Source organism: Lacrimispora sp. YZC11, assembly GCF_057543815.1.
In genome coordinates, this window is record NZ_BAAJYQ010000009.1 from 25,622 (window position 1) to 48,383 (window position 22,762).

Genomic DNA, 22,762 nt, shown 5'->3' on the forward strand with positions numbered 1-22,762 from the left:
TATTAGACCTGTTAAAAAATATGCCATGACCTCCGCCCTGAAAGCAGACATCATGGTCATATTTTTTAACACCAGGGCCGGCTCATGAAAAAGAGCCGGACCTGAATCTTGAAATCTAACTGTTACTGCGGCTGTTTGCCAATGTAAGCTAAGATACCGCCGTCCACGTACAGAATATGCCCGTTGACAAAGTTGGAAGCGTCAGAAGAAAGGAATACAGCCGGACCTGAGAGATCCTCTGCTTCTCCCCAGCGTCCTGCCGGAGTCTTAGCAATAATAAACTGGTCAAATGGATGTCTGGAACCATCTGCCTGAGTCTCACGCAGCGGTGCTGTCTGTGGGGTAGCGATGTAGCCAGGTCCAATACCGTTACACTGAATGTTGAATTCACCGTACTCAGATGCAATGTTCTTGGTCAGCATCTTAAGGCCGCCCTTTGCTGCCGCATATGCGGAAACGGTCTCACGGCCAAGCTCGGACATCATGGAGCAGATGTTGATGATCTTTCCGTGGCCTTTTTTGATCATGGACGGAATAACTGCCTTAGCAACGATAAATGGAGCGTTCAAATCAACGTCAATAACCTGTCTGAACTGCTCAGCAGTCATATCGCACATGGGAATGCGCTTGATAATACCTGCGTTGTTTACCAGGATGTCGATTACGCCGACCTCCTTCTCGATCTGGGCTACCATAGCGTTTACGCCGTTTTCATCGGTAACGTCACATACGTAACCATGAGCTTTGATTCCCTCTTCCTTGTATGCGGCAATTCCCTTATCAACTAATTCCTGCTTAATATCATTAAAAACAATGGTTGCGCCTGCTTCTGCAAGACCTTTTGCAATGGCAAATCCAATGCCGTAGGAAGCGCCTGTGACTAATGCAACTTTTCCGTCAAGGGAAAACTGGTTTGCTAAATTCATGATTAATCTCTCCTTTGCTTATTATATGGGGGTCAGTTATCTCATCTTTTCCGTGTTTTGAAATGTATCCAAACTATAAAATTTGTATACAAATCTAACACCTTGTATATATGCTAGCATATCCCATCTCTTTTTTCAATGTACATTTTTAACAAACAATAATATTTTTATTTATCTATAATTTTCCAGGGAACCGCTTCCTGTTCTAATATTCGTCCGGCTCATTGCTCACGCAAACCAAAAATCCCGGCTTTCTTAAAGAAAACCGGGATTTTTGTCATGGAATCCTGCTCACTATGTATGTCCGGCTTCTGATTTTAATCTTCCAAAATCATCATTTTCCGGTTTTTAAATTCCTGGATTTTTCCTTCATTCCAGTCATGTACGGGACGGTAATAACCGGCGATCCTGCTGTATACGTCTGTCTGCTTTCCGCATTTGGGGCAGGTTTCCTCTCTTCCGGAAAGATACCCGCAGGTCTGGCAGATGGAATACACCGGTGTAAAGGTAAAGTATGGAATATCATAATTTTCCGCCATCTTCCTTAAAGAATCCCGGATTCTTCTCCAGTCCTTTGCCTCCTCTTCCATATACATGGAAAATACGGTGCCAGCCGTATAAAGAGGCTGGACTGCATTCTGGTTTTCAAGGGTTTCCTTAAGGGTTCCTTCAAAATCGGAGGGAAGCTTGGTGCTGTTGGTATAATAAGGGGTATCTCCCGCCTTTCCCCCTGTCTTAATCTCCGGAAATTCCTGCCTGTCGATCATTGCCAGGCGGTAGGCCGCCGATTCCGCCGGGGTCGCTTCCAGGCAGTACAAATTTCCGTACTCCTGCTGATAACCAATCAGCTTCTTCTTTAAATGCTTCAGCACATCTGCCGCAAAATCCCTTGTCTTTTGGGATTCCATTCCAGATTTTAGCCAGGAAGCATTAAGCCCTGCCTCATTCATTCCAATAACGCCTATGGAAGAAAAATGGTTCTCCAGGTTTTCCAGATAACAGGCCGTATAAGGATAGAGCCCATTCTTTAAAAGCCTGCCGATGACATCCCGTTTAATCTTCAAGGATCTGGCTGCAATATCCGTCACCTGGTCCAGACGTTTGTAAAAATCCGGTTCATCGGAAGATAAAAAGCTGATCCGGGAAAGATTTATGGTGACCACGCCAATGGACCCGGTATTCTCCCCATATCCGAAGAATCCTCCTGCTTTATTGCGCAGTTTTGTAAGATCCGGTGCCACGCCATGATAGGAGATCCTCACATCCCCCGGAGCGTGGCCGCCCCTGATATAGTTGGAATAATAAGGCGTTCCATAATGGGAAGCAAGGGAAAATAAAAGGCGGTTATTCTCTGTGTCCGACCAGTCAAAATCCTCAGACAGCCCGTAAACCGGAATCGGATACTGAAATCCCATGCCGCCTGCATCTCCAGCCAGCATAGTTTCTAAAAACGCGCGGTTTATCATATTCATCTCGGTCTGGCAGTCCCCATAGGTAAAGTCCATTCGCTTACCTCCGACAATGGCCTTTTCCTCTCTCATATCCTCAGGAACCGTTAAATCCAGGGAAATATGGGAAAACGGCGCCTGGGTTCCCCAGCGGCTTGGCGTGTTCACTCCAAACACAAAAGCCTCCATGCATTTTTTAACCTTGTCATAGGCAAGGCCATCAGCCCTGACAAAAGGCGCCAGGTATGTATCAAAGGAAGAGAAGGACTGAGACGCAGCCCATTCATTCTGCATGATTCCAAGAAAATTAACCAGCTGGTTGCACAGGGTAGCCAGATGCTTTGCAGGGGAGGCCGTAATCTTTCCCGTAATTCCTCCCAGTCCGTCCAGCAAAAGCTTTTTTAAAGACCAGCCGCAGCTATATCCTGTCAGCATAGAAAGGTCATGGATATGAATATCGCCCCTGTTATAGGCATCAGCAATCTCCTTGTCATAAATTTCAGAAAGCCAGTAATTTGCCGTCACCGCTCCGGAATTGTTAAGGATCAGGCCGCCCACAGAATAGGTCACCGTGGAATTTTCCTTTACATGCCAGTCCTCTACCTTAACGTAATTATCCACCACATCCTTATAGTCAAGAGTGGTGGCTCCCAGGCTCCTGATTTTCTCTCTCTGTTTCCGGTACAGAATATATGCCTTTGCCACATCCGTATATCCGGTCTCCTCCAATACCTTTTCCACACTGTCCTGGATATCCTCCACAGGGATTAAGTCTTCCTTTACCTTATCCTTAAAATCGGAAGCCACCCGTAAGGCAAGCAATTCCACAATGCTATCCGTATAATACTTTTCGGTTGCAGTAAATGCCTTTTTCATGGCTTCTTTGACCTTTGACAAATCAAAGTACGCTTCTGCGCCATCCCTTTTCGTTACCTTCAACATGTTAATCCTTCTCCTTCAAATCCTATTTGACCTGGTAGATCATAATACGGTCCCTGCTATGTAATTCCTGCTGGAAATATCCGTTTTCCCCATTCACTTCCAATACTACCTGTCCGGTTACATTTTTAAAATCCAGTCCGGAATATTCCAGCATGTCCATCAGATAATAGGGGTGGTGATCCGGCTTTAAGGGAAGAGTCAGAGGGTTGTTATTCAGAAAGAACGTGATTTTCCCCTTGCTCCCACGGCTCTTTTCCCCTTCTCCATTCCCTGCCTGGGGAACTGGGGCTGCTGAAGCCGTATTAAGAGAGCCGGATCCGGCTTCTTCCGTCCTTTCAACTCCGGCATTCTGTACCGGCTCTTCCTTTGTTCCGGCTGCTGCGCTTTCTATTTCAATGCTGTCACCGGATTTTAGAGGTACATCCTCCTTTACCTCCTCATCATTTACCAGCACCTTGTTTCCTTTTCCAAGCTCTGCCACATCGGAGAGCATAGCGGAAGCGTTTTTTCCACGGCTGGCAGGTACGAATACAATCCAGTCCTCTGTATTTACCGGATCGGAAAGCTGTGTTTCTTCTCCATTGAGTTTTAATACAGACGGCTCCGCTTTTTCTCCATAAAAAACCGTTCTCTTTCCGTTAACACTCACCACCAGGTTCTGGCCGGAACGTCCGATCATATCCTGGTAATTGTAGCCGTTCATCATCAGCACATCCATTATGGTAAAGCTGCCGCTCCGGAAGAGCTTCGCCGGCCTGTCATTTAAAATGACACGGAAGCTGTCATTGACAATGCTGAAGCCTGCGGATATGACGATTCCAAGAGGAGTGGCAAATTCCGGATTCTCAAGGTCATACTCATCGGAATAGGCGTTGATCTTAAAATTGTTGCCGGCAATAGCGACACGTTTTGGGTCAATTTTCAGATGCTCTACGATCCCTTCCTTTAAGCCGGAGAGCCTGCTCCCTCCCCCTGCCAGAAAGACTGCCGACGGCACCCCGCCGTTTACCTCCAGGATTTTTGCCGATATCTCCTCGCAAAGCCTGGAAGACGCTTCCTTAATGCACTCAAAGATGGATTCCCTTGTTATGATCTGTTCAAATCCAAGAATATCCGTAAAATGAATCTCCGCCCCTTCATCAATCTCTGATTTGATTTTTTCTGCGGTATCAAAATCGACCAGATACTCCTTCATAATGGTCTCTGTGATCTCATCTCCGGCAAGAATGGCCATGGTATAGCCGGTCACGCAGCCATCCCTGCAGACTGCAATGTCGGAGGTTCCTGCTCCTATATCCACCATGGCTAAGTTTAACAGGCGGATATTCTGGGGAATGGCCGCATTGATGGCGGCAATCGGCTCCAGGGTAAGGCTTGCCACCTCCAGACCGATCTTGTGCATAGCCGCATAAAGGCTTTCCACTACCTCTGTGGGAAGGAAGGTTGCAATGATGTCAGCTTTTAAAACCCTTCCATGATGGTCGATCAGATTGGATATCATGTAGTTGTCCAGATAATAACGGCTTACCGTATATCCGACCAGATAAAACTGCCGGTCTGATTCCCTGTCTTCTCTATTCATAAATAATTTTTCTGCTTCGCTGATTGCACCTGCTTCCAGGCGGCTGATTGATTCCGCATCGATCTTCTGGGGCCTGGGAAGCTCCATCTCATAGGTCACGCTTTCGGTCCGCAGCGCTCTTCCGGCAGCTGCTACACTGACCTTATCAAGCCTGCACCCCAGCTTTTTCTCCAGCCTGTCCTTAACCTGGCCAGCGATCTTTGCCACCTGGTCGATATCCTCGATCTGGCCGTCAATCATCGCCCGTTTTGTGTGCTCGGCTCTCTCTATGGCAACGATATGAATTCTGTCCCCATCAGGCATGCCCACCATGCCGATGATGCTCCGGGTTCCAATATCCAGAGCGAAAACAGCCTGATCCGGAAGAGTGTCTGTCAAAATACTATGTCTGTTATCCATAAATAATGCCCCATTCTCTTGTATATTTGTCTATTATTCTACTAGTATAAACAGCCTCCGTCAATCGAATAAAGGAAATTTTTGCGGAAAAACCACGTAAATTGACGCAGAAAAACAAGCCGCAGCTTAAGGATATACGCTGCGGCCTGGTTTATCAGCACTGGTTTCTAATATCAAAGCTCGGATTGAATGCGTAGAAATTCCTGCTGTCCAGATTATCCTGGGTGATTCTTAAAGCTTCCCCAAATCTCTGGAAATGAACGATTTCCCGTTCCCTCAAGTAACGAATCGGATCACAAACTTCAGGATCAGTCACAACACGAAGAATGTTGTCGTAAGTACTCCTTGCCTTCTGCTCTGCCGCCATATCCTCCACAAGGTCAGTAATTGGGTCTCCCTTTGACTGGAATTCGGTGGCACTAAACGGGACTCCCCCTGCAGACTGAGGCCAAATCCCTGTGGTATGGTCAATGTAGTAAGGACCAAAGCCCGAATCTACCACCTGCTCCGGCGTTAAGTTTCTTGTCAGCTGGTGAACAATGGTCGCTACGATCTCTAAGTGAGCTAACTCCTCCGTTCCAATATCTGTCAAAAGTCCTTTACATTCCTTATAAGGCATGGCATAGCGCTGGGAAAGATAACGCATGGAGGCTCCCATTTCTCCATCAGGCCCACCTTAATTCAGAAACAGATAGCCAGATCCCTGGCCTTTCCTTAAGCTCATAATTAAACCAATTTACCCATATATTATAGAAACATTCCTTTTATGAGGCTCCTATGCAGACAATCTCTAAAAAAACGCTGACAGATATTATGCGCCACAACGGGATCACTGTTTTTACCTATACAATCCATTATCCATATTTTACCACCACATGCAGCTCCACCTCTGCCCAGAGCATCAATAAGTTTTATGAGTTTCGGTCCAAACAGGCCGAAAACTACTGCCGCACCGTGCTCTACCCCCAGGCCGTTGATCAGGCAATGTTCGTGCAAAAAAATCAATTTCCCTTTAACAGCTATGAGTTTTTATCAGTCTATCAGGTCACATACAATAAGGACTGCACCTCAAGCCTTTACACCGATCAATATACTTATCTGGGAGGAGCCCATGGAAATACAACCCGGGACTCCCAAACATGGGACTTTTCTACCGGCAAACAGCTGAACCTCATTGATTTCTTCCCAAACACCCCCCAGTTTACGGATTATATTTTTAAAGGGATCCAGCAGCAGATAGAAGAACAGACGAAAACATCTCCTTCCCAATATTTTGTTGACTATGCGGCTCTCCTGCGCGGTAACTTTAACATCAATGGATTTTTTCTTAAACCCTCTGGAGTTGTCATCTATTATCAGCAGTACGATATCGCTCCTTATGTAAGAGGAATCCCGGAATTTTTATTTCCTTTTCAGGACTGCGGGCCCAATGTCTGACCTTGATCTGCATCCGATGGTATACATAGCGTTAATCTTCATAAAGTGTTCACAATTTCATCAAAGTTTTATCATATTTCCCCGTTATATTAATAAATGCAAAAGGCTATAACCTTTTAAACTAAACTTTTTTTCATACATAGCCGGCAGGATCCCCCCATCTTGCCGGCTCCCTCCATTTTGGGCCTGTCCTCTCCCACCGGCATCATCCTGAAGCGGTTATTCTTCTGAATCCGATGGACTCCATCATCTTATCCTGAATCATCAATGCAATTTCCTTACGCTTTTCCTCCGGCAGAGAATCCATAAGAACATTTTTCCCGTCAATTTCCACGTAATTTTCAATTATTGGTTTTTTGTTCATATTTCCATCCCCTCCCTGGTAAAATGTATGTGACACGGATTGTACTTGTTTCCTGATGTTTTCCAGGTACCGCCGGAAAGAGGGGATGGATTTTGAAAAAAGATGAAACAACGGAAATCGGAGCTGCTTACGTACGCGTCAGCACGAATGACCAGACGGAGCTTTCTCCCGATGCACAGCTGAGAGAAATAAAAAAGGCGGCGAAAGCCGATGGAATTTTAATTCCGGAAGAATTTATATTTATTGAAGAAAAGGGGATCAGCGGCCGCCGTGCCGACAACCGGAAGGAATTCCAGAAAATGATTTCCATTGCCAAGTCCCAGCCCTCTCCCTTTCAGTATCTCTATCTCTGGAAATTTTCCCGCTTTGCAAGAAACCAGGAAGAGAGCATGTTTTATAAAGGCGTTCTCCGGAAAAAATGCGGCGTGACCATTAAAAGCGTATCCGAACCCATTATGGAAGGCATGTTCGGCCGTCTCATTGAAAGCATCATCGAATGGTTTGATGAATACTATTCCATCAACTTATCCGGGGAAGTCACCAGAGGTATGACTGAAAAAGCTTTAAGAGAAGGCTATCAGGCCTCTCCTTGCCTGGGATACCGTGCGGTGGGAGAAGGAAAGCCTTTTCTCATTTATGATGAAGAATATAAGATCGTGGAATATATCCACCAGTCCTATCATGATGGCATGGATCTGTCTGCCATTGCAAGGAATGCAAACGAAATGGGTTTTTTGACCAAAAGGGGAAACCGGTTCGACCGCCGGGCGGTTGATCGCATTTTAAGAAACCGGTTCTATGACGGTATCGTCACCTGGAAAGACATCTCCTTTCATGGAAGGCATGAGACCAGGGAAACGGTGACATCGGTTTTTAAAGATAATCAGGTGCGGCTGCAAAGGGAATACAGGCCCGTGAAACGCCGGGAGGTGTCAGACTGCAAGCATTGGGCCTCCGGCCTCCTGAAATGCGGGTACTGCGGTGCAAGCCTTGTGTTTAACAAGGCCCCGGATACGAACCGCCATCCCAGCTACTTCCAGTGCTGGCGTTATGCCAAGGGATCTCATGGAGAATCCTGCAGCATTACCGCAAAAAAAATGGAGGCTCTTATAATAGAATCTCTCCGCACTGCTCTTGCCTCTGAAGATATGAAATACGGATATGTAAGAAAGCCTGTTTCCGAAACACCCGGAGAAGAAGAGAACATACGGACAGCTCTGTCAAGGATCATACAAAAAAAACAGCGGATAAAAGATGCTTATGAAAATGGAATTGATACGCTGGAAGAATATAAAGCCGGAAAAAAACGCCTGGAAAAGGAACAGGAAGAACTTGAGAACCGTTTAAAGAATATAAAAAGCCGCTCAAGCCATGAAAAGGCCACCGATAAGGTTGAGCTGGCTTCCCGAATCCAGAAGGCTTGTGACATCATCTCTGATCCAGCAATGAGTTATGAGTTAAAAGGAAACGCACTAAGAAGTGTTGTAAAAAAAATTGTATATGATAAACGGGAAGGTACGCTGAAATTCTTCTATTATATCTCCTTATGACCAGACGGGAGGAACCATGCTGCCCGTTTGCCTGTTTATACGGCACGGCAGTATGGTCCACCATACTGGCTCATAATAAAGGTAGCAAGTTTGGGATTGGGAGTCGTAATATTTACCGGATATTGTAATCTCTTTTCATACCTCCACATTAGCCGCACACTCCTTCCCATGGCCATGGATCATTGATCCAGGTCCAGTAATTCTCATCCATGACTCCATCAACCATCAGAGGGCCGCACTGCTCCTCATAAGCCTGCATTGCCTGCTGCCGCATATCAGCTACATAAAAGTAATAGTTTAATGCATCCTGATCGTCTGGATGGGTGTCAAGATACAAATTCACATCATCCATAGCAAAGCTGGCTTCATATACCTGCTTTAACAGCATATCGCAATCAACATTATAGCCTGTCATCACTGGCACCCCCCCATAATAAATGGTTTATTCAAATCCGGGAAGATAGTTCCCATGTTCATGGCTGTATCAATCGGATATACTTGCTGCCAACACTGCCATGGTACATATGCCATTCCAACTGGAAACATATCGATATTTTCGGCTGGACAAGGTGCTGGAGCTGGCATGCTGGGACGTGTGGCCGGAGCAGTGCATGTCGGCATTTCAGGACACTTCACAAAAGCGGGGCTTGTTGACATATTCGGACATTTCATGGGCATTGCTTCCATTTCTTTTTCCGGGCATTTTACCGGCATGAGGCATACTGGTATACATTTTTCTGGCATTGGACGGGCTGGCATCTCTTTGCATTTTTCAGGCATCGGGCAGGCTGGCATCTCCCTGCATTTCTCCGGCATGCATCTTTCCGGCATCGTGCGGGCTGGCATCTCCCTGCATTTCTCCGGCATGCATTTTTCAGACTTCGTGCGGGCTGGCATCTCCCAACATTTTTCAGGCATGCATTTTTCAGGCATCGGGCAGGCTGGCATCTCCCAACATTTTTCAGGCATGCATTTTTCAGGCATCCGGCAGGTTGGCATCTCCCTGCATTTTTCAGGCATGCATTTTTCAGGCATCGGACAAGCTGGCATCTCCCTGCATTTTTCAGGCATGCATTTTTCAGGCATCGGACAAGCCGGCATCACTCTGCATTTTTCAGGCATGCATTTTTCAGGCATCGGGCATGCTGGCATCACTCTGCATTTTTCAGGCATACATTTTTCAGGCATCGGGCATGCTGGCATCACCCTGCTTTTTTCCGGCATGCATTTTTCCGGCATCCGGCAGGCTGGCATCTCCGCGCTTTTTTCCGGCATTGGGCATAATAGCATTGGCTGGCAATTCATGGGCATGGGTGCTGCCTTGGTTTCATATTCACCTCTTGTTTCCGAACACCTTGGTCTTTTAGGCGGCATCCACGGGCAGGGGCCTGTGGGCATATCCTGTTGTTTCATAAGTATAGGATCTGCCCCAGTTTCTGCGGACCTTGCAGGACCTGAGCCAAGCGGCATGTCTGGACGGATTACCGTACCAGGGCTTACAGACATATCAAGCCCCATGGCATATTCCCAGCCGGCCGAGCCGGTGCCGGTCATATAGTCGGGACGCCATTGCTTCGTATAACAATCCATAGGATGTATGACTCCTTTCGATATTGAAAGTTTCTAATATCAATCTATGAAAGGAATACTCTGTTGTGCAGGGCCTGCTGAAATTTTTCCATTAATTTCAAAGGAAGATCCATGGCATGGGCATTCCCAGCGCTTATCATACCGGTTCCATACCAGGCGGCATCCCAAATGGGGGCAGTTCACGGCCCCCGGCATGGTTCCGGCCGAAAGTCCCTTCACCGATTGCATTCCATGGGAAACCAGTGTGCCGGCAGCGGCCTTCAAATGATGCCTTCTGGGGGAGAATACTTCATCATAAGGCGTTCTTCTTCCGGTTATCTGGGTGCTCAATATCTTAGCTGCCACCATGGATGAACTCATACCCCATTTACCAAAGCCTGTAGCAACATACCAGTCCGGTCTTAGGGAAGAATATGGTCCGATATAGGGAATTCCGTCCAAAGTCTTGCAATCCTGAGCCGTCCATCTTCCGATTTCCGCTGCCTCCGGAAACAGATGTTCTCCTGCCCGTTTCATAACGGAAAAGGGATTTTCCTTTGGCGCTTTTCCTGTCCTGTGGCTCCCATATCCCAAAAGAAGCTTATCACCGGCATTCCGGAAGGAATATGCCCTTTCGTCAATTCCAATATACATGCCTTTTAGGGATTTGACCGGTTCAAGCTCCAGGACATAACTTTTTTCCTGATACATTTTTGCAAAATAAAATCCCGGTACATTGACAAACGGATAATGGGAAGCAAACACCACTTTTTCCGCTTTTATCACCCCTTTGTCCGTCACGACTTCATGACCCTGAACCTTGATAACCTTTGTCCGCTCAAAGATAGTAAGCCCTGCAGAAATATCTCTTAAAAATTCCAGGGGATGAAACTGGGCCTGTCCGGTAAAGCGAACCGCTCCATGCACAGGAAAAGGAAGGCCGGTCTCCCTGACAAAGGAAGCCGGCAGCCCTAGCCTGGCAGCCCATTCCGCCTCTTTTGAAAGCACTTCTGACTCCTGGACAGAATACAGATATGCATCCGTTTGTTCATAATGGCATTGTATGGAATAACGTCTGATGAGCTTTCCATACTCCTCCACTGCCAGCTGGTTTGCCTTTCCATACAGCCTTGCTGTCTCCTCCCCAACCGTTCGTGCCAGCTTTTCGTAAATCAGATTGTGCTGGGATGTGATCTTTGCCGTTGTATATCCCGTCTGTCCGCTTCCTATCCGGTCAGCTTCCAGCACCACTACATGAAGCCCATGCCTTTGTAAGTAAAAGGCAGTGAGGATCCCTGCCATCCCTGCTCCTATCACTACAACCTCTGTCCGTTTGTTCCCTGTCAAAGGGTTTCTTCCTGGAATTCTGGCTGATTCTGTCCAAATTGATTTCATTCTCTTCACCTCATGTTTTCATGCTTAAATACAAAAAAATGTTCACCTTACCCTTATTATTCTCTCTATTTCCAGTTTCATGCCTTTTACTCCTCTTCCAATTATTTCTTGCTTTCCCCCTGCTTTTATAATAAAATAAAGTCAAACAGCCAATAAACAGGAGGTAATCCATATGAATTGGTTTCATAAAAAAACAACTCCGGTCCTACAAACAGAAACGGTAGCGCAGGCTGCAGAAATAACAGCCTCAGAGAGTAAGCCTGAACGGGATGCCTGTTTAAAACATTTAAGCCAGGTGATAAGCTCCGGCGAGCGCGGTGCTGTCCTAAAGCTTCATATAGATAATTTTAAACGGTTAAACCAGGTATTTGGATATGAATACTGTGAAAGCCTTTTGGAACAGATTCTTACATATTTAAAAGAGGTGACAGGAAAAAACGTTTATCATTATATTGGCGTGGAATATATGATCATACTGGACCGATACACCCAGGGGCAGGCTTTAGAGCTTGCGGAGGAAATCGCCGGAAGGTTTGACCATGTCTGGAAGGTCACCGGAACAGACTGCTTATGTTCCGCACAAATGGGCATCTGTTCCTATCCGGGACATGCCTCTTCACCGGACCAGATGTTAAAATGTCTGGACTTAGCCGTTATTAAAGCGGAGGAAGACGGTCCCAACCAGGCGGTTGTCTTTGACAGTGCCTTGCAAAAACAGCTGCAGCGGCGCCAGACCATTGCCCTTTATTTAAGTACAGCCTTAGAAAAGGAAGAGGTGGAAGTCCGTTACCGCCCTACCCTTCATATGGATACGGGGATTTTTACCCGGGCCGAGCTTTATATGCGCGTCTTTATTAAGGGCCTTGGCTTAATCGGAGCCAGCGAGTTTCTTCCTGTTGCAGAAGATTCCGGGCAGATCCGGGCCATTGAATACTATGCCCTGGAAAAGGCCGCCCAGTGTATCTTAAGTCTCCTAAAAGCGGACTGCAAATTTGAATCCATCGCCCTTCCCATTTCTCCTGTCCTTTTTTTACAGGAAGATTTTCTTGATGAAGTGAAGCGGGTCATGGATACCCATCACATACCAAAGGGAAAACTGGCCCTGGAAATTCAGGAAAGCGCCTTAACCATGGCCTATTTAAACATCAATGTAATGCTTCAGCAATTACAGGAAATGGGTGTGGAGATCATCCTCAATGAATTTGGCTCCGGCTACTCCGGAATCTCCTCGATCCTGGAACTGCCGGTGGATACCTTAAAGCTTGAGCGCCTGTTCGTCTGGCAGCTTGAGACCAATCCAAAGTCCCGACACATCATAGAAGGACTTGTCCGGATGGCAAGAGATCTTGATATAACCATTATTGCCGAAGGCGTGGAGACAGAAAACCAGGTAAGGATCTTAACAGAAGCCGGCTGCAATTACCAGCAGGGGTTTTATTATTCTCCTACCTTGGGAAAAGACACTCTGTTAAATATCCTCGGCACTTCCTTAACAGATTCTCATCAGCTCTTAGCAGAGGAAAAGGATAAAATGAGCCGCTAATTTAGGAGGACACCGATATGACCAAATCCGTATACTATCAACGCCCAGACGACCGTTCCTTCCAGGGCAGAAAAGTAGAGGGCCTGTTAGAAAATGTAGAATATTCCCTTAATTCCAATATCCGTATCTGGCATAACATTCAGACGGAAGGTTACGAACCCCACCAGCACAGTGCATTGGAAATTCTCATACCTGTGGAAAATGAATATACCGTCATCATCAACAAAAAGTCCTTCACCTTACAACCGGGAGACATTCTTTTTATTCCCCGCTTTTCCATCCATGAGATACTTCCAGCTGCCAGCGGTTCCCGCTTCATTTACATGTTCAATATGGAGCCGCTGTCCAGTTTCTACGATTCCGCCTTTCTGGATGTGGTCCTATTAGAACCTTGTCTTATGAACAAACAAAACCATGGCCGGATTTATGAACGTATTTATTCCGGTTTCATGGAGATTAACGACATCTATTTTCCAAGCGCTATCTTTTGGGAATATTCTATTTATGCGATCCTGATCAACATCTTAACGACAATCGGCGGAGAGTACTATCATGCCCTCTCCGCCAATTCACAAACCTCTCAGGAAAAACATTATGAGTATTACCAGAAGTTCACAGGCCTTTTGTCCTACATTGATTCCCATTACGGGGAGAACTTAACGTTAGAGAAAATGGCCGCCCACATCGGCTTTTCCAAATACCATTTTTCCCGCCTGTTTAAAGAACACACCAACTCTACTTTTTATGACTATTTAAGCCGCAAACGCATTCAGGCGGCTCAGGAAATGCTGCTGGCCGGTGAAACTATTACCTCAATCGCCTTCCAAACCGGTTTCAACAATCCGGCTTCCTTTAGCCGTTGCTTTAAAAAATATACAAAATACAATCCCACCGAGTTTCGCAGCCAATTTTCCCTTTCGTCTATCCCTTAACGCCGCCCAAGGCAACACCGGCAATAATGTAGCGGGAAAGAAGCAAATAAACCACAATCAATGGCAGCACCGTTAAAGCCAGCCCCATATAAACAGAGCCATATTCTGTCTTATAAATATCTCCCCGAAGGAGGCTTACCATAATAGGCATGGTATACTTCTTCTGATCCGTCAAAAGTACCAGAGGGGTGAACAAGTTGTTCCAGCTGGACACAAAGCAAAAGATAGCCTGTGTTGCAATGGCTGGTTTCATAATCGGCATAGCAATATGATTAAAAATAAAGAACTCTCCGCCCCCGTCAATGCGGGCAGCCTGAATGATTTCCATTGACAAAGCCGGCAGCATATATTGCCTCATAAAGAATACCATAGCAGGTGAGGCAATGGCCGGTAATATAAGCATGAGGAAGTTGTTAGTCATATGTATCCGGTAAACCATTTGGTAAAAACCGATCATCGTTATCTGCGCCGGAATCATCATAATCGCCATGATGAAACTGAAAAATGGTCTGCGGAATTTCCAGTTGTACACCACAAGCCCGTATGCGGTCATATTGGAGAAATACACTGCACAAAGAGTTGCCCCTACGGAAATGATAAGGGAATTCAAAAAGCCATTGGCAGGATTAAAGCTTTTCCCCAGCAAAATGGTTAAATTCTTCATCATATAAGTAGAGGGTAAAAGCGAAATTGCATGTTGCTGTATCTGTGTCGTAGAGCGGGTGGCATTGATCACCATAATGTAAAATGGGGCAATGCTTAAAATAGCAAGAAAAACGGATACCACGTAAATGATGTATTTCAATATGAATGAGCTTCGCTTTTTATTCATGTGATTTCCTCCGTTCTTTCTGTATTTTCCTATATTCTCTTTCCTGTTTTCTGGCAAGCTTCTCCTGCTCTGCTTCGTCCTTATCCCTCATTGTAAAAAACAGAATTGCGGATGCAGCACAAATAATCACAAACATGATCATACTGGCGGCGGAAGCCCGATTGTATAAATAACTGCCGCTAAACGCCTGATTGTAGATAAATACGCTGGTGGTCAAGGTGGAGTTGTCCGGTCCGCCAAGTAAAAACAGCTTCGGAATATCGAACATCTGTAAACCGCCGATCAGACTGGTTACCAGCGTAAACAGCAAAATGGTCTTTAAGTTGGGAATTGTGATATAGAAAAAGGTCTGAATCCGGCTTGCCCCGTCTACTTCTGCGGATTCAAAGATTTCAGGGCTTATTCCGAGTACGCCGGAAATTAAAATAATCATGGTGTAGCCATACCACATCCAGAACTGGATAAATGAAACGCTTCCTCTTGCCACGGTTTTGTTGACCTGAAAATTGATTGGCTGGTCTGTAAGCCCTAAAGTCATCAAAAGATCATTGACCGGTCCCATGGGATAGCCGATCAGGGCGTTGAACAGAATGGCGATCGTGGCTGCGGTAATAATATTTGGCATATAAAATAATATCTTAAACACCCCTTTTCCTTTGATGTGGTTCCGGTTATCCGTAAACCAAGCCGTTAAAAGCAGGGCCAGACCAATCTGAGGGATAAAGTTGCATATCCACATCCCCAAAGTGTTCCGAAATGACTTCTGGAACGAGGGATTCGTCAATATGTTCTTAAAGTTTAAAAAAGGGTCGTCCGCCAGAAAATGAAACTTTACCATACCCAATCCCTTGCAATCCGTAAAACCTATAACAGCTGTAAAAATAATTGGATATAAGGAAAAAATCAGAAAAGCAAGGGTAAAGGGCAGACAGAAAATGTATCCCCATTTCGCATATCCAGAATGCTTTCGTTTCATATCAGTTCCTCCATTCAACGCAATCGGGCGGACAAGAAGAAAAGTCCTCCCCTCCTGCCCGCTCAAATTATTTATTCTACAGTGATATCCAGATTATCTGCTACCTGCTGTTTGAAATCCTTAATCGCCTGTTCTCTGCTCTTGTTTCCTGCGGTGTATTCCCGCACCTGATCTCTCCAATACATATTAATGGTTTCATCGTACTGTGTCAGGTTCGTACCCTTTGCATACTTGTTTGCCGGAACAAATACATCAAACATATTCTGTCCGTTTAAGAAGTCGATAGAGCCGTCGGATTTGGCCATAACCGTACCGGAAGCCACGGCGTCTTTTGTCCCCGCCTCATTCATGGTACCGTTTGCCCACATGTACTGCAGGCCGTTTTCGGAAGATTCCAGGGTGATCCACTGGACAATGTCACCAACAGCCTCTTTTACCTCAGAGTCCTTATTTGCCAATACCCATGTGCCGCCCCAGAAGAAGCCGATAGGAGATTCGCATACCGCCCAGTCCCCAAAGGTTCCTTCTCCAATCTTTTCGCCACCGGAATTAGGAGCCATAACATAGTTGATCAGCCATGCCGGACCAAAGAAGCCTAAAATCGGCTTTGTGCCCTGACCCTTCATATCTGCAAACCAGGCATCCTGCCAATCCCTGGTATCGTTGTGAAATCCTTCATCCATCAGCCGCTTGGACAGATCCAAAAATTCTTCCCGCTTCGGGTCAATGGTCAGCTTACCGTCCACGATCCAGCCGGTATCAGAGCTGTTTTCCACTGCGTGCCATAAATCGCCGTCTCCAGATATAATACCGTAGCCTTTGGCTTTCAAATCCTTAGCAGCATTGAAAAATGAATCCCAGCTATTGGATCCGCCTCCCAGCTTAGCGCCGATTTCCTTCGGGTCATCGGTTCCCCAGGTATCCTTTGCAATGGAACGGCGGTAGATAAAAGCGCCGCCTGTGGCTTGGTATCCCAAGGCAACCAGTTTGTTATCAGGATTGGTTCCAATGTCCATGGTATACTTGGCAATATCCGCTTCCTTCACTTTTGCTGCCACGTCAATTCCTAAGTCCTCGTAGGGAGCCGCATATTGTCTGGCATCTCCCTGCGTGTATTTAAGGACAAATGCAGCTTCCGCGCAATATAAGTCCGGTGCATCTTTCCCGCCTGCCGCCAGTGCCTGATCCAGTGCCGGCTGGTAAGCACCATCCGTCGTAGCAATGATCGTAGGATTGATTTCGTAATCAAAGTCCGGATGCAATTCTTTGTATTTTTCGATCATTTTGGGGACTTCATCCGTAAACGCCCAAACATTGATTACTTTTTTGCCAGTAGGTTCCGACGCCTGTGCCTTTTCCGTAGATTCGCTCTTTGCTGCCGTATCCGTAGATTCGTTTTTTGCTCCCGTTTCCGCGGATCCGCTCTTTGTACCGCTGCTGCACCCCGATAACATCCCCGCCAGCACAAATGCACCTGCCAGCAAAATAAACCGTTTTTTCATGTTTATTCCTCCTCCTTTTTCATAATCGGCATAAAACCTTCTGTGTTGATTTGTAAATTCAGTGTATCATACAAGATGTCTTTCCGCTTTACAAATCTTGCTTTTTAATGTACAGAAATTGCTTTATGATACAAAATTATTGTTTTAGTTTATGGAGGTATTTTTTTATACAATATATTTTTTTGTGTATTTATATTTATCAAGCTCTATTTTTATAGATTTTTATATTTATTTTGTCTTTAAAATTCTTATTTTTAATCTTTTTATATAGCAATAAATGCGCTGAGTTTCCATAGATTTCGACAAAAACCCGGAATATGTAAGCCGTTTTTATAAACAAAAAAGCATTTTCTGCCAATTATCTGGCGGAAAACGCTTTTTTAAAATTTTATTGAATGATTGCTGCCCGGCAATCCATCGCCGGCTGCTGCACCTCCAGGGATTTGTTGTAAAAATAACGGATGACATCTTTACGGGTAATGATTCCGATAAAATTCTTCTGGTCATCCACAACCGGTACAAAATTTTGGTTTAATGCCTTATCAATCAGATCTTCCATATTAGAATCCGCATATACCGGGCGGTTGTCTGACCTTCTGTCAAGGGCTGCTACCGTCACTTGTTCGGCTTCCTTTAAGCTGAGATTGAATTTGTTCTTGATTCCCCAAAGCATGTCCCCTTCAGTGATTGTTCCTACATATTTCCCCCGTCTGTTTATAACGGGTACTGCAGAGTATTTGTGATACTCCATCTTCTCAAGCGCCTGGCGCAGAGATTCATCTTCAAAAATATAAGCCACCTCATTCTTAGGTGTTAAAAAAAACAGTATGTTCATAGCCACACTCCCCGTTGATTCTCGTGAAGACAATGAGTCAAAGTCAAGCGAACTTGACTTTGCGGCTGCCCACGGCGTCAAATACTCCACATTTTGTTGTGGGGTATTTGACTGATCGGTTATAGTATAGCAGATGACTCTTAATCACGTATGAACAATTTATTATTTTTTTATAACATTTTCCTAAGATTTCCTCTTTTTGGCTTATTGCATGTGATCCAGCGGATCAATGGCCTTATCATCTTGAGTTAATTCAAAGTATACGTTGGCGCCTTCCACAGAATAATATTTGGTAGGCTCGGCTATATAACCCAAGACCTGCCCTTCTTTGACATATTCATTTTCCACAACCTGCAGCTCTTTTAGCTGACCGCAGATAGCGGTATAATTGTTGCCCATATTTAAGACAACGTAGCTTCCAATTTCTTCATTGGTGCCTATTTCCTGAACTTTTGCGTTGGCAGGAGCTACAACCGGAGTGCTTACATCTCCCTGGATCACAAGCCCTGGATTGCATTTATACTGATCCAGAGTTGGAAAATAAATTGTGGTATCCATACTGTAGTCTAAAATGACATTTCCGCGTATTGGCCAGGTCATTCTGGTAGCATCACCGAAATTAAGTACCAGGGACTTTGCCGCGTTCTTGTCCGTTCCGGCTTTTACTGCCGGAGCTTGTGATTCCTGTGCTGCAGTGGCTTTATTGGAATCAGCCTCCTGCATCTCCTCTTCCATCGTTGCATTGGAGTCTCCAGCAACTGCCACTTGTGTTTCCTGGGGGATCGATTCTTCAACAATCATATTGCTCTGATCCGGTACTTGCAGATAAGGGCTTTCTCCTCCACCATTTCCTCTTTGAACGGTAATGACTCCTGCTGCAGCTACTATAGTCAGCAGGCCTAGAACCAACAGGACAAGGAATACTTTATCCTTGAACAATTGACTTATTTTTTCCTTCACGTTTATCACCTCGATAATATTCTTACCAAGAGTGAAAGAGTTATTCAGATTTTAAAACAATATTTTTATAAAAATAGGGAAGAATTTGTTCTGCCGTCCACCCTTCCTCTGCTTTGCACTTGGCACCATACTGGCTCATGCCGTAACCGTGCCCGATTCCCTGGCAAACCACCCGGATTCCTCCTTCATATTCCTCAAAACCATAGGCTGAGGATGGAAGCCCCAGGACCCGCTGGATTTCTTCTCCCGTATAAACCCTGGTGCCGATCTGGATCTGCCCCACATATCCTCCTTCATCCCGGAGAACGATCTGTATACTTCCCGGAACCTGGTCTGCTTTCACCGGCACGTCGCCGGATATCTGATTGATTTTTTCCGCGAAATCTTCTTTCTTATATGCGACCATGGTGAGAAAGCCTTCCGCTTCCACATCCCTGGGACTAGCAACCTCCTGCAGATAAGAATGGTTTTCATCCCCTGCCCTGGTTTTTCCGGTGCTGGCCCGGTGAAATAAGGGATCAATCAGCTTTTCGTCATACATCATGACCATTTTCGCAGTAGACCGGACCGCGTTTTCTACCGCTTGGTAGCTGGCTACAAAGGATTCGCTCCCCCACAGCTTTTCCATCTGCTGTTCTTCCAAATACTCCATATGAAGTTCTGATTCCTTCACTTCATTCTGACCATTCATTTTTCCGTAGATGTATGTCCGGGCAATGATTGCCTGAGCTCTGAGAGCCTCCCTGCCGTAATCGGCCGGCATCTGCTTTGCCACCACACCGGGGAGATATTCTTCCACATCCATATAGGATTCTCCGTTTTTCCGGTCCAAAATGATCTTCTTTCCGCTGGTGATGATAGGAATCTCTTTCTTCTCCTCAATCTTTCCCGTCCAGGCAAGAGTAATTATATATGGAAACAACAGCGCAAGGATACACGCCATAACCGCCTTTTTCATCATTCCGAATCACCGTCCTTTCTATTTAGCCCATGCGTTTGGGCCCCGAAGGATGTTTCCATGGCTGAACCCTTGTTCAATATATGCAAAAAAACGCCCCGGAATCACTTCCGGAACGTTTTTGCAATCTTATACTTCTTCTAACTCCACCTTTACCTTCTCTAGGTGCCAGATATCCTTTACATATTCTTCAATGGTTCGGTCTGAGGTAAACTTGCCGCTGCAGGCCACATTTAAGATGGCAGCCTTTGCCCACCACGCTTCATCCCTGTACGCTTTATCGGCCCGGCGCTGTGCCTCTGCATAGGCTGGGAAATCCTTTAAAATAAAGTAAGTGTCCGCACGGTCACTGCTCTGGGTATTTAATAAGGAATTATATATATCGCGGAACAGTTCCGGGTTTTGGGGAGAATAATAGCCGTTGATCAGCTGCATCAGCACTCTGCGGATCTCATAGTTGTTGTTGAAAATATCCATGGGATTGTATCCGCCCTCGTTCTCGTAACGGATCACCTCATCGGAGGACATACCAAAGATAAAGGCATTCCCTGCTCCCACTTCCTCTGCGATTTCCACATTGGCTCCATCCATGGTTCCAAGGGTCAGGGCGCCGTTTAACATGAATTTCATATTTCCGGTACCCGAGGCCTCCTTGCTGGCCGTGGATATCTGCTCGCTCACATCTGCCGCAGCAAATATGATTTCCGCATTGGATACCTTATAATCCTCAATGAAAACCACCTTAAGCTTGCCTCCGATGCTTCTGTCGTTGTTAATGACATCAGCCACCGCGTTGATCAGCTTAATGGTCAGCTTTGCACGCTTATAGCCTGCCGCCGCCTTTGCGCCGAACAAGTAGGTCCTGGGAACCATATCTAAGTTCGGGTTATCCTTTAGCTGATTGTATAAATACATTACGTGCAGGATGTTCATAAGCTGCCTCTTATATTCGTGGAGACGCTTTACCTGCACATCAAACATGGATCTGGGATCCACATCAATGCCGTTATGCTCTTTAATATATTTTGCCAGGCGCACCTTGTTCTGGTATTTGATGTCCATAAATTCCTGCCGGCACCTGGGGTCATCGGCATAGATTGCCAGACGGTATATATGAGGCAGATTGGTGATCCAGTCGTTTCCGATCTTTTTCGTAACCCAATCAGCCAAAAGGGGATTTCCGTGAAGAAGGAAACGCCTCTGGGTGATGCCGTTGGTCTTGTTATTGAATTTTTCCGGCATCATCTGGTAGAAGTCCTTTAGTTCCTGGTTTTTTAAAATCTCTGTATGGAGTCTGGCAACACCGTTTACCGAGAAGCCTCCCACGATGGCCAGATTGGCCATGCGGACCTGACCGTCATAAATGATGGACATTTTCCGAAGCTTTTCCTGGTTGCCGGGATACATCTCCATGATCTTCTGCTGGAATCTCCGGTTTATTTCTTCTACGATCTGATAGATTCTTGGAAGCAGTCTGGAAAACAGCTCAATGGGCCATTTTTCCAGAGCTTCCGACATAATGGTATGGTTGGTATAGGCGCAGGTCTTTGTCGTGATCTCCCATGCTTCATCCCAGCTTAAGCTGTAATCATCAAGAAGGATCCTCATAAGCTCCGGGACTGCCACAGTGGGATGGGTATCATTCAGCTGGAAAACCGTCTTTTCGAAGAACTTATGTATGTCTTCATGCTTTTCCATGTACTTCATAACCGCTCTCTGTACACTGGCGGAAATGAAGAAGTACTGCTGTTTTAGGCGGAGCTCCTTTCCTGCATAATGGTTGTCGTTTGGATAAAGGACCTCTACGATGGTTTTAGCCAGGTTTTCCTGTTCCACGGCCTTCTGGTAGTCGCCCCTGTCAAAGGAGTCCAGGCTGAAGGTGTTAATGGCCTGGGCATCCCAGATCCTTAAGGTGTTCACAACATTGTTTCCATATCCCACAATGGGCATATCATAGGGAACAGCCAGGACAGACTGGTATCCCTCCTGGACAAAGCGTTCCCTGCCGTTTTCCCGTATGGTATTTACATAACCGCCGAATTTTACCTCAGTGGCATATTCTGCACGGCGAAGCTCAAATGGATAACCGTTCTTCAGCCAGTCGTCAGGTACTTCTACCTGATATCCGCCTTCTATTTTCTGTTTGAACATGCCGTAACGGTATCTGATGCCGCAGCCATAGGCCGGATAACCGAGAGTTGCCAGGGAGTCTAGGAAGCAGGCCGCAAGACGGCCCAGCCCCCCGTTTCCAAGAGCAGGGTCCGGCTCCTGGTCCTCAATGGCATTTAAATCAAAGCCCAGTTCTTCAAGAACTTCCTTTACTTCCGGCTGAGCCATAATGTTTATGATGTTATTGCCCAGAGCGCGGCCCATCAGGAATTCCATTGACAGATAATACAGGGTTTTTACATCCTGCTTTTCGTACTCCTTATGGGTTGCGATCCATTCGTCTATGATAACATCTTTTACCGCATAGGCCACTGCCTGGTACATCTGCTCCGGAGTAGCTTCATCAACCGTCTTACGGAACACATTCTTCATGTTAAACAGAACACTTTTCTTAAAGATCTCCTTATCAAATCCCATACTCATTCTACAAGGCCTCCTAACCG

At 45.8% G+C, this 22,762-nt stretch carries 19 protein-coding genes and 2 pseudogenes; 5 read left to right on the forward strand and 16 right to left on the reverse strand.

What is annotated here, in order from left to right; all coding sequences use genetic code 11:
- Positions 1–122: 122 nt before the first annotated feature.
- The 4 genes and pseudogenes from AC27IJ_RS13075 to AC27IJ_RS13090 form a co-directional block, all read right to left on the reverse strand.
- Complete coding sequence (locus tag AC27IJ_RS13075) at positions 123–926, reverse strand: gluconate 5-dehydrogenase (protein ID WP_312448165.1); 804 nt, start codon at positions 924–926, stop codon at positions 123–125.
- Between the two features lie 317 nt (positions 927–1,243).
- On the reverse strand, positions 1,244–3,316 hold the full coding sequence (locus tag AC27IJ_RS13080) for a ribonucleoside triphosphate reductase (RefSeq protein WP_487149247.1): 2,073 nt from the start codon (positions 3,314–3,316) through the stop codon (positions 1,244–1,246).
- A gap of 22 nt (positions 3,317–3,338) precedes the next feature.
- Positions 3,339–5,297 carry a pilus assembly protein PilM gene (locus AC27IJ_RS13085; protein WP_312504375.1) on the reverse strand — a complete coding sequence of 653 codons (1,959 nt, stop codon included), beginning with the start codon at positions 5,295–5,297 and terminating at the stop codon, positions 3,339–3,341.
- A gap of 154 nt (positions 5,298–5,451) precedes the next feature.
- A pseudogene (locus tag AC27IJ_RS13090) lies at positions 5,452–5,973 on the reverse strand (manganese catalase family protein); the annotation flags it as partial.
- 101 nt (positions 5,974–6,074) lie between these two features.
- Between AC27IJ_RS13090 and AC27IJ_RS13095 the strand changes: the two are divergent.
- On the forward strand, positions 6,075–6,734 hold the full coding sequence (locus tag AC27IJ_RS13095; protein ID WP_487149249.1) for a DUF3298 and DUF4163 domain-containing protein: 660 nt from the start codon (positions 6,075–6,077) through the stop codon (positions 6,732–6,734).
- 205 nt (positions 6,735–6,939) lie between these two features.
- Here the strand turns inward: AC27IJ_RS13095 and AC27IJ_RS13100 are convergent, their stop codons facing one another.
- Positions 6,940–7,098: a hypothetical protein gene (locus AC27IJ_RS13100; protein ID WP_312447082.1), complete on the reverse strand. Its 159-nt coding sequence runs from the start codon at positions 7,096–7,098 to the stop codon at positions 6,940–6,942.
- Between the two features lie 92 nt (positions 7,099–7,190).
- Here AC27IJ_RS13100 and AC27IJ_RS13105 point away from each other — a divergent pair, with 92 nt between their 5' ends.
- Entirely contained in the window at positions 7,191–8,648 is a 1,458-nt protein-coding gene (locus tag AC27IJ_RS13105; protein WP_312504430.1) for a recombinase family protein, read from the forward strand.
- Between the two features lie 53 nt (positions 8,649–8,701).
- On the opposite strand, the pseudogene AC27IJ_RS13110 reads toward AC27IJ_RS13105, so the two are convergent.
- The 3 genes and pseudogenes from AC27IJ_RS13110 to AC27IJ_RS13120 all read right to left on the reverse strand — a co-directional run.
- A pseudogene (locus tag AC27IJ_RS13110) lies at positions 8,702–8,797 on the reverse strand (manganese catalase family protein); the annotation flags it as partial.
- The gene (locus AC27IJ_RS13115; protein WP_312447078.1) at positions 8,797–9,063 is read right to left on the reverse strand and encodes a spore coat protein CotJB; all 267 of its coding nucleotides are present in this window, start codon (positions 9,061–9,063) and stop codon (positions 8,797–8,799) included. The pseudogene AC27IJ_RS13110 and the gene AC27IJ_RS13115, both read right to left, overlap by 1 nt.
- Positions 9,063–9,179: a spore coat associated protein CotJA gene (locus AC27IJ_RS13120; RefSeq protein WP_312447091.1), complete on the reverse strand. Its 117-nt coding sequence runs from the start codon at positions 9,177–9,179 to the stop codon at positions 9,063–9,065. The genes AC27IJ_RS13115 and AC27IJ_RS13120 overlap by 1 nt, the downstream gene beginning before the upstream one ends.
- A 52-nt stretch (positions 9,180–9,231) precedes the next feature.
- Between AC27IJ_RS13120 and AC27IJ_RS13125 the strand changes: the two genes are divergently transcribed.
- Positions 9,232–10,206, forward strand: a complete 975-nt coding sequence (locus tag AC27IJ_RS13125; protein WP_312504413.1) for a hypothetical protein — start codon at positions 9,232–9,234, stop codon at positions 10,204–10,206.
- 71 nt (positions 10,207–10,277) lie between these two features.
- Here AC27IJ_RS13125 and AC27IJ_RS13130 read toward each other — a convergent pair whose 3' ends face one another.
- The gene (locus AC27IJ_RS13130) at positions 10,278–11,612 is read right to left on the reverse strand and encodes an FAD-dependent oxidoreductase (protein WP_312447075.1); all 1,335 of its coding nucleotides are present in this window, start codon (positions 11,610–11,612) and stop codon (positions 10,278–10,280) included.
- A 172-nt stretch (positions 11,613–11,784) separates the two neighbouring features.
- Between AC27IJ_RS13130 and AC27IJ_RS13135 the strand changes: the two genes are divergently transcribed.
- Positions 11,785–13,155: an EAL domain-containing protein gene (locus tag AC27IJ_RS13135; protein ID WP_312504411.1), complete on the forward strand. Its 1,371-nt coding sequence runs from the start codon at positions 11,785–11,787 to the stop codon at positions 13,153–13,155.
- 17 nt (positions 13,156–13,172) lie between these two features.
- On the forward strand, positions 13,173–14,087 hold the full coding sequence (locus tag AC27IJ_RS13140) for a helix-turn-helix domain-containing protein (protein ID WP_312447072.1): 915 nt from the start codon (positions 13,173–13,175) through the stop codon (positions 14,085–14,087).
- Here the strand turns inward: AC27IJ_RS13140 and AC27IJ_RS13145 are convergent.
- The 7 genes from AC27IJ_RS13145 to AC27IJ_RS13175 form a co-directional block, all read right to left on the reverse strand.
- Positions 14,077–14,919: a carbohydrate ABC transporter permease gene (locus AC27IJ_RS13145; protein WP_312447071.1), complete on the reverse strand. Its 843-nt coding sequence runs from the start codon at positions 14,917–14,919 to the stop codon at positions 14,077–14,079. The two genes, AC27IJ_RS13140 and AC27IJ_RS13145, sit on opposite strands and share 11 nt — an antisense overlap.
- Positions 14,912–15,895, reverse strand: a complete 984-nt coding sequence (locus AC27IJ_RS13150) for a carbohydrate ABC transporter permease (protein WP_312447070.1) — start codon at positions 15,893–15,895, stop codon at positions 14,912–14,914. The genes AC27IJ_RS13145 and AC27IJ_RS13150 overlap by 8 nt, the downstream gene beginning before the upstream one ends.
- 71 nt (positions 15,896–15,966) lie before the next feature.
- A complete protein-coding gene (locus AC27IJ_RS13155; protein ID WP_312447069.1) occupies positions 15,967–17,397 on the reverse strand; it encodes an ABC transporter substrate-binding protein in 1,431 nt (476 codons plus the stop codon).
- A 388-nt stretch (positions 17,398–17,785) separates the two neighbouring features.
- A complete protein-coding gene (locus tag AC27IJ_RS13160) occupies positions 17,786–18,232 on the reverse strand; it encodes a CBS domain-containing protein (protein ID WP_312447068.1) in 447 nt (148 codons plus the stop codon).
- A gap of 204 nt (positions 18,233–18,436) precedes the next feature.
- Positions 18,437–19,192 (reverse strand): M23 family metallopeptidase, encoded by a 756-nt coding sequence (locus tag AC27IJ_RS13165; RefSeq protein WP_312503888.1) that lies wholly within the window; start codon positions 19,190–19,192, stop codon positions 18,437–18,439.
- Between the two features lie 40 nt (positions 19,193–19,232).
- Complete coding sequence (locus AC27IJ_RS13170; RefSeq protein WP_312447064.1) at positions 19,233–20,153, reverse strand: SpoIID/LytB domain-containing protein; 921 nt, start codon at positions 20,151–20,153, stop codon at positions 19,233–19,235.
- A gap of 126 nt (positions 20,154–20,279) precedes the next feature.
- Positions 20,280–22,742, reverse strand: a complete 2,463-nt coding sequence (locus tag AC27IJ_RS13175; RefSeq protein WP_312503887.1) for a glycogen/starch/alpha-glucan phosphorylase — start codon at positions 22,740–22,742, stop codon at positions 20,280–20,282.
- Positions 22,743–22,762 lie beyond the last annotated feature (20 nt).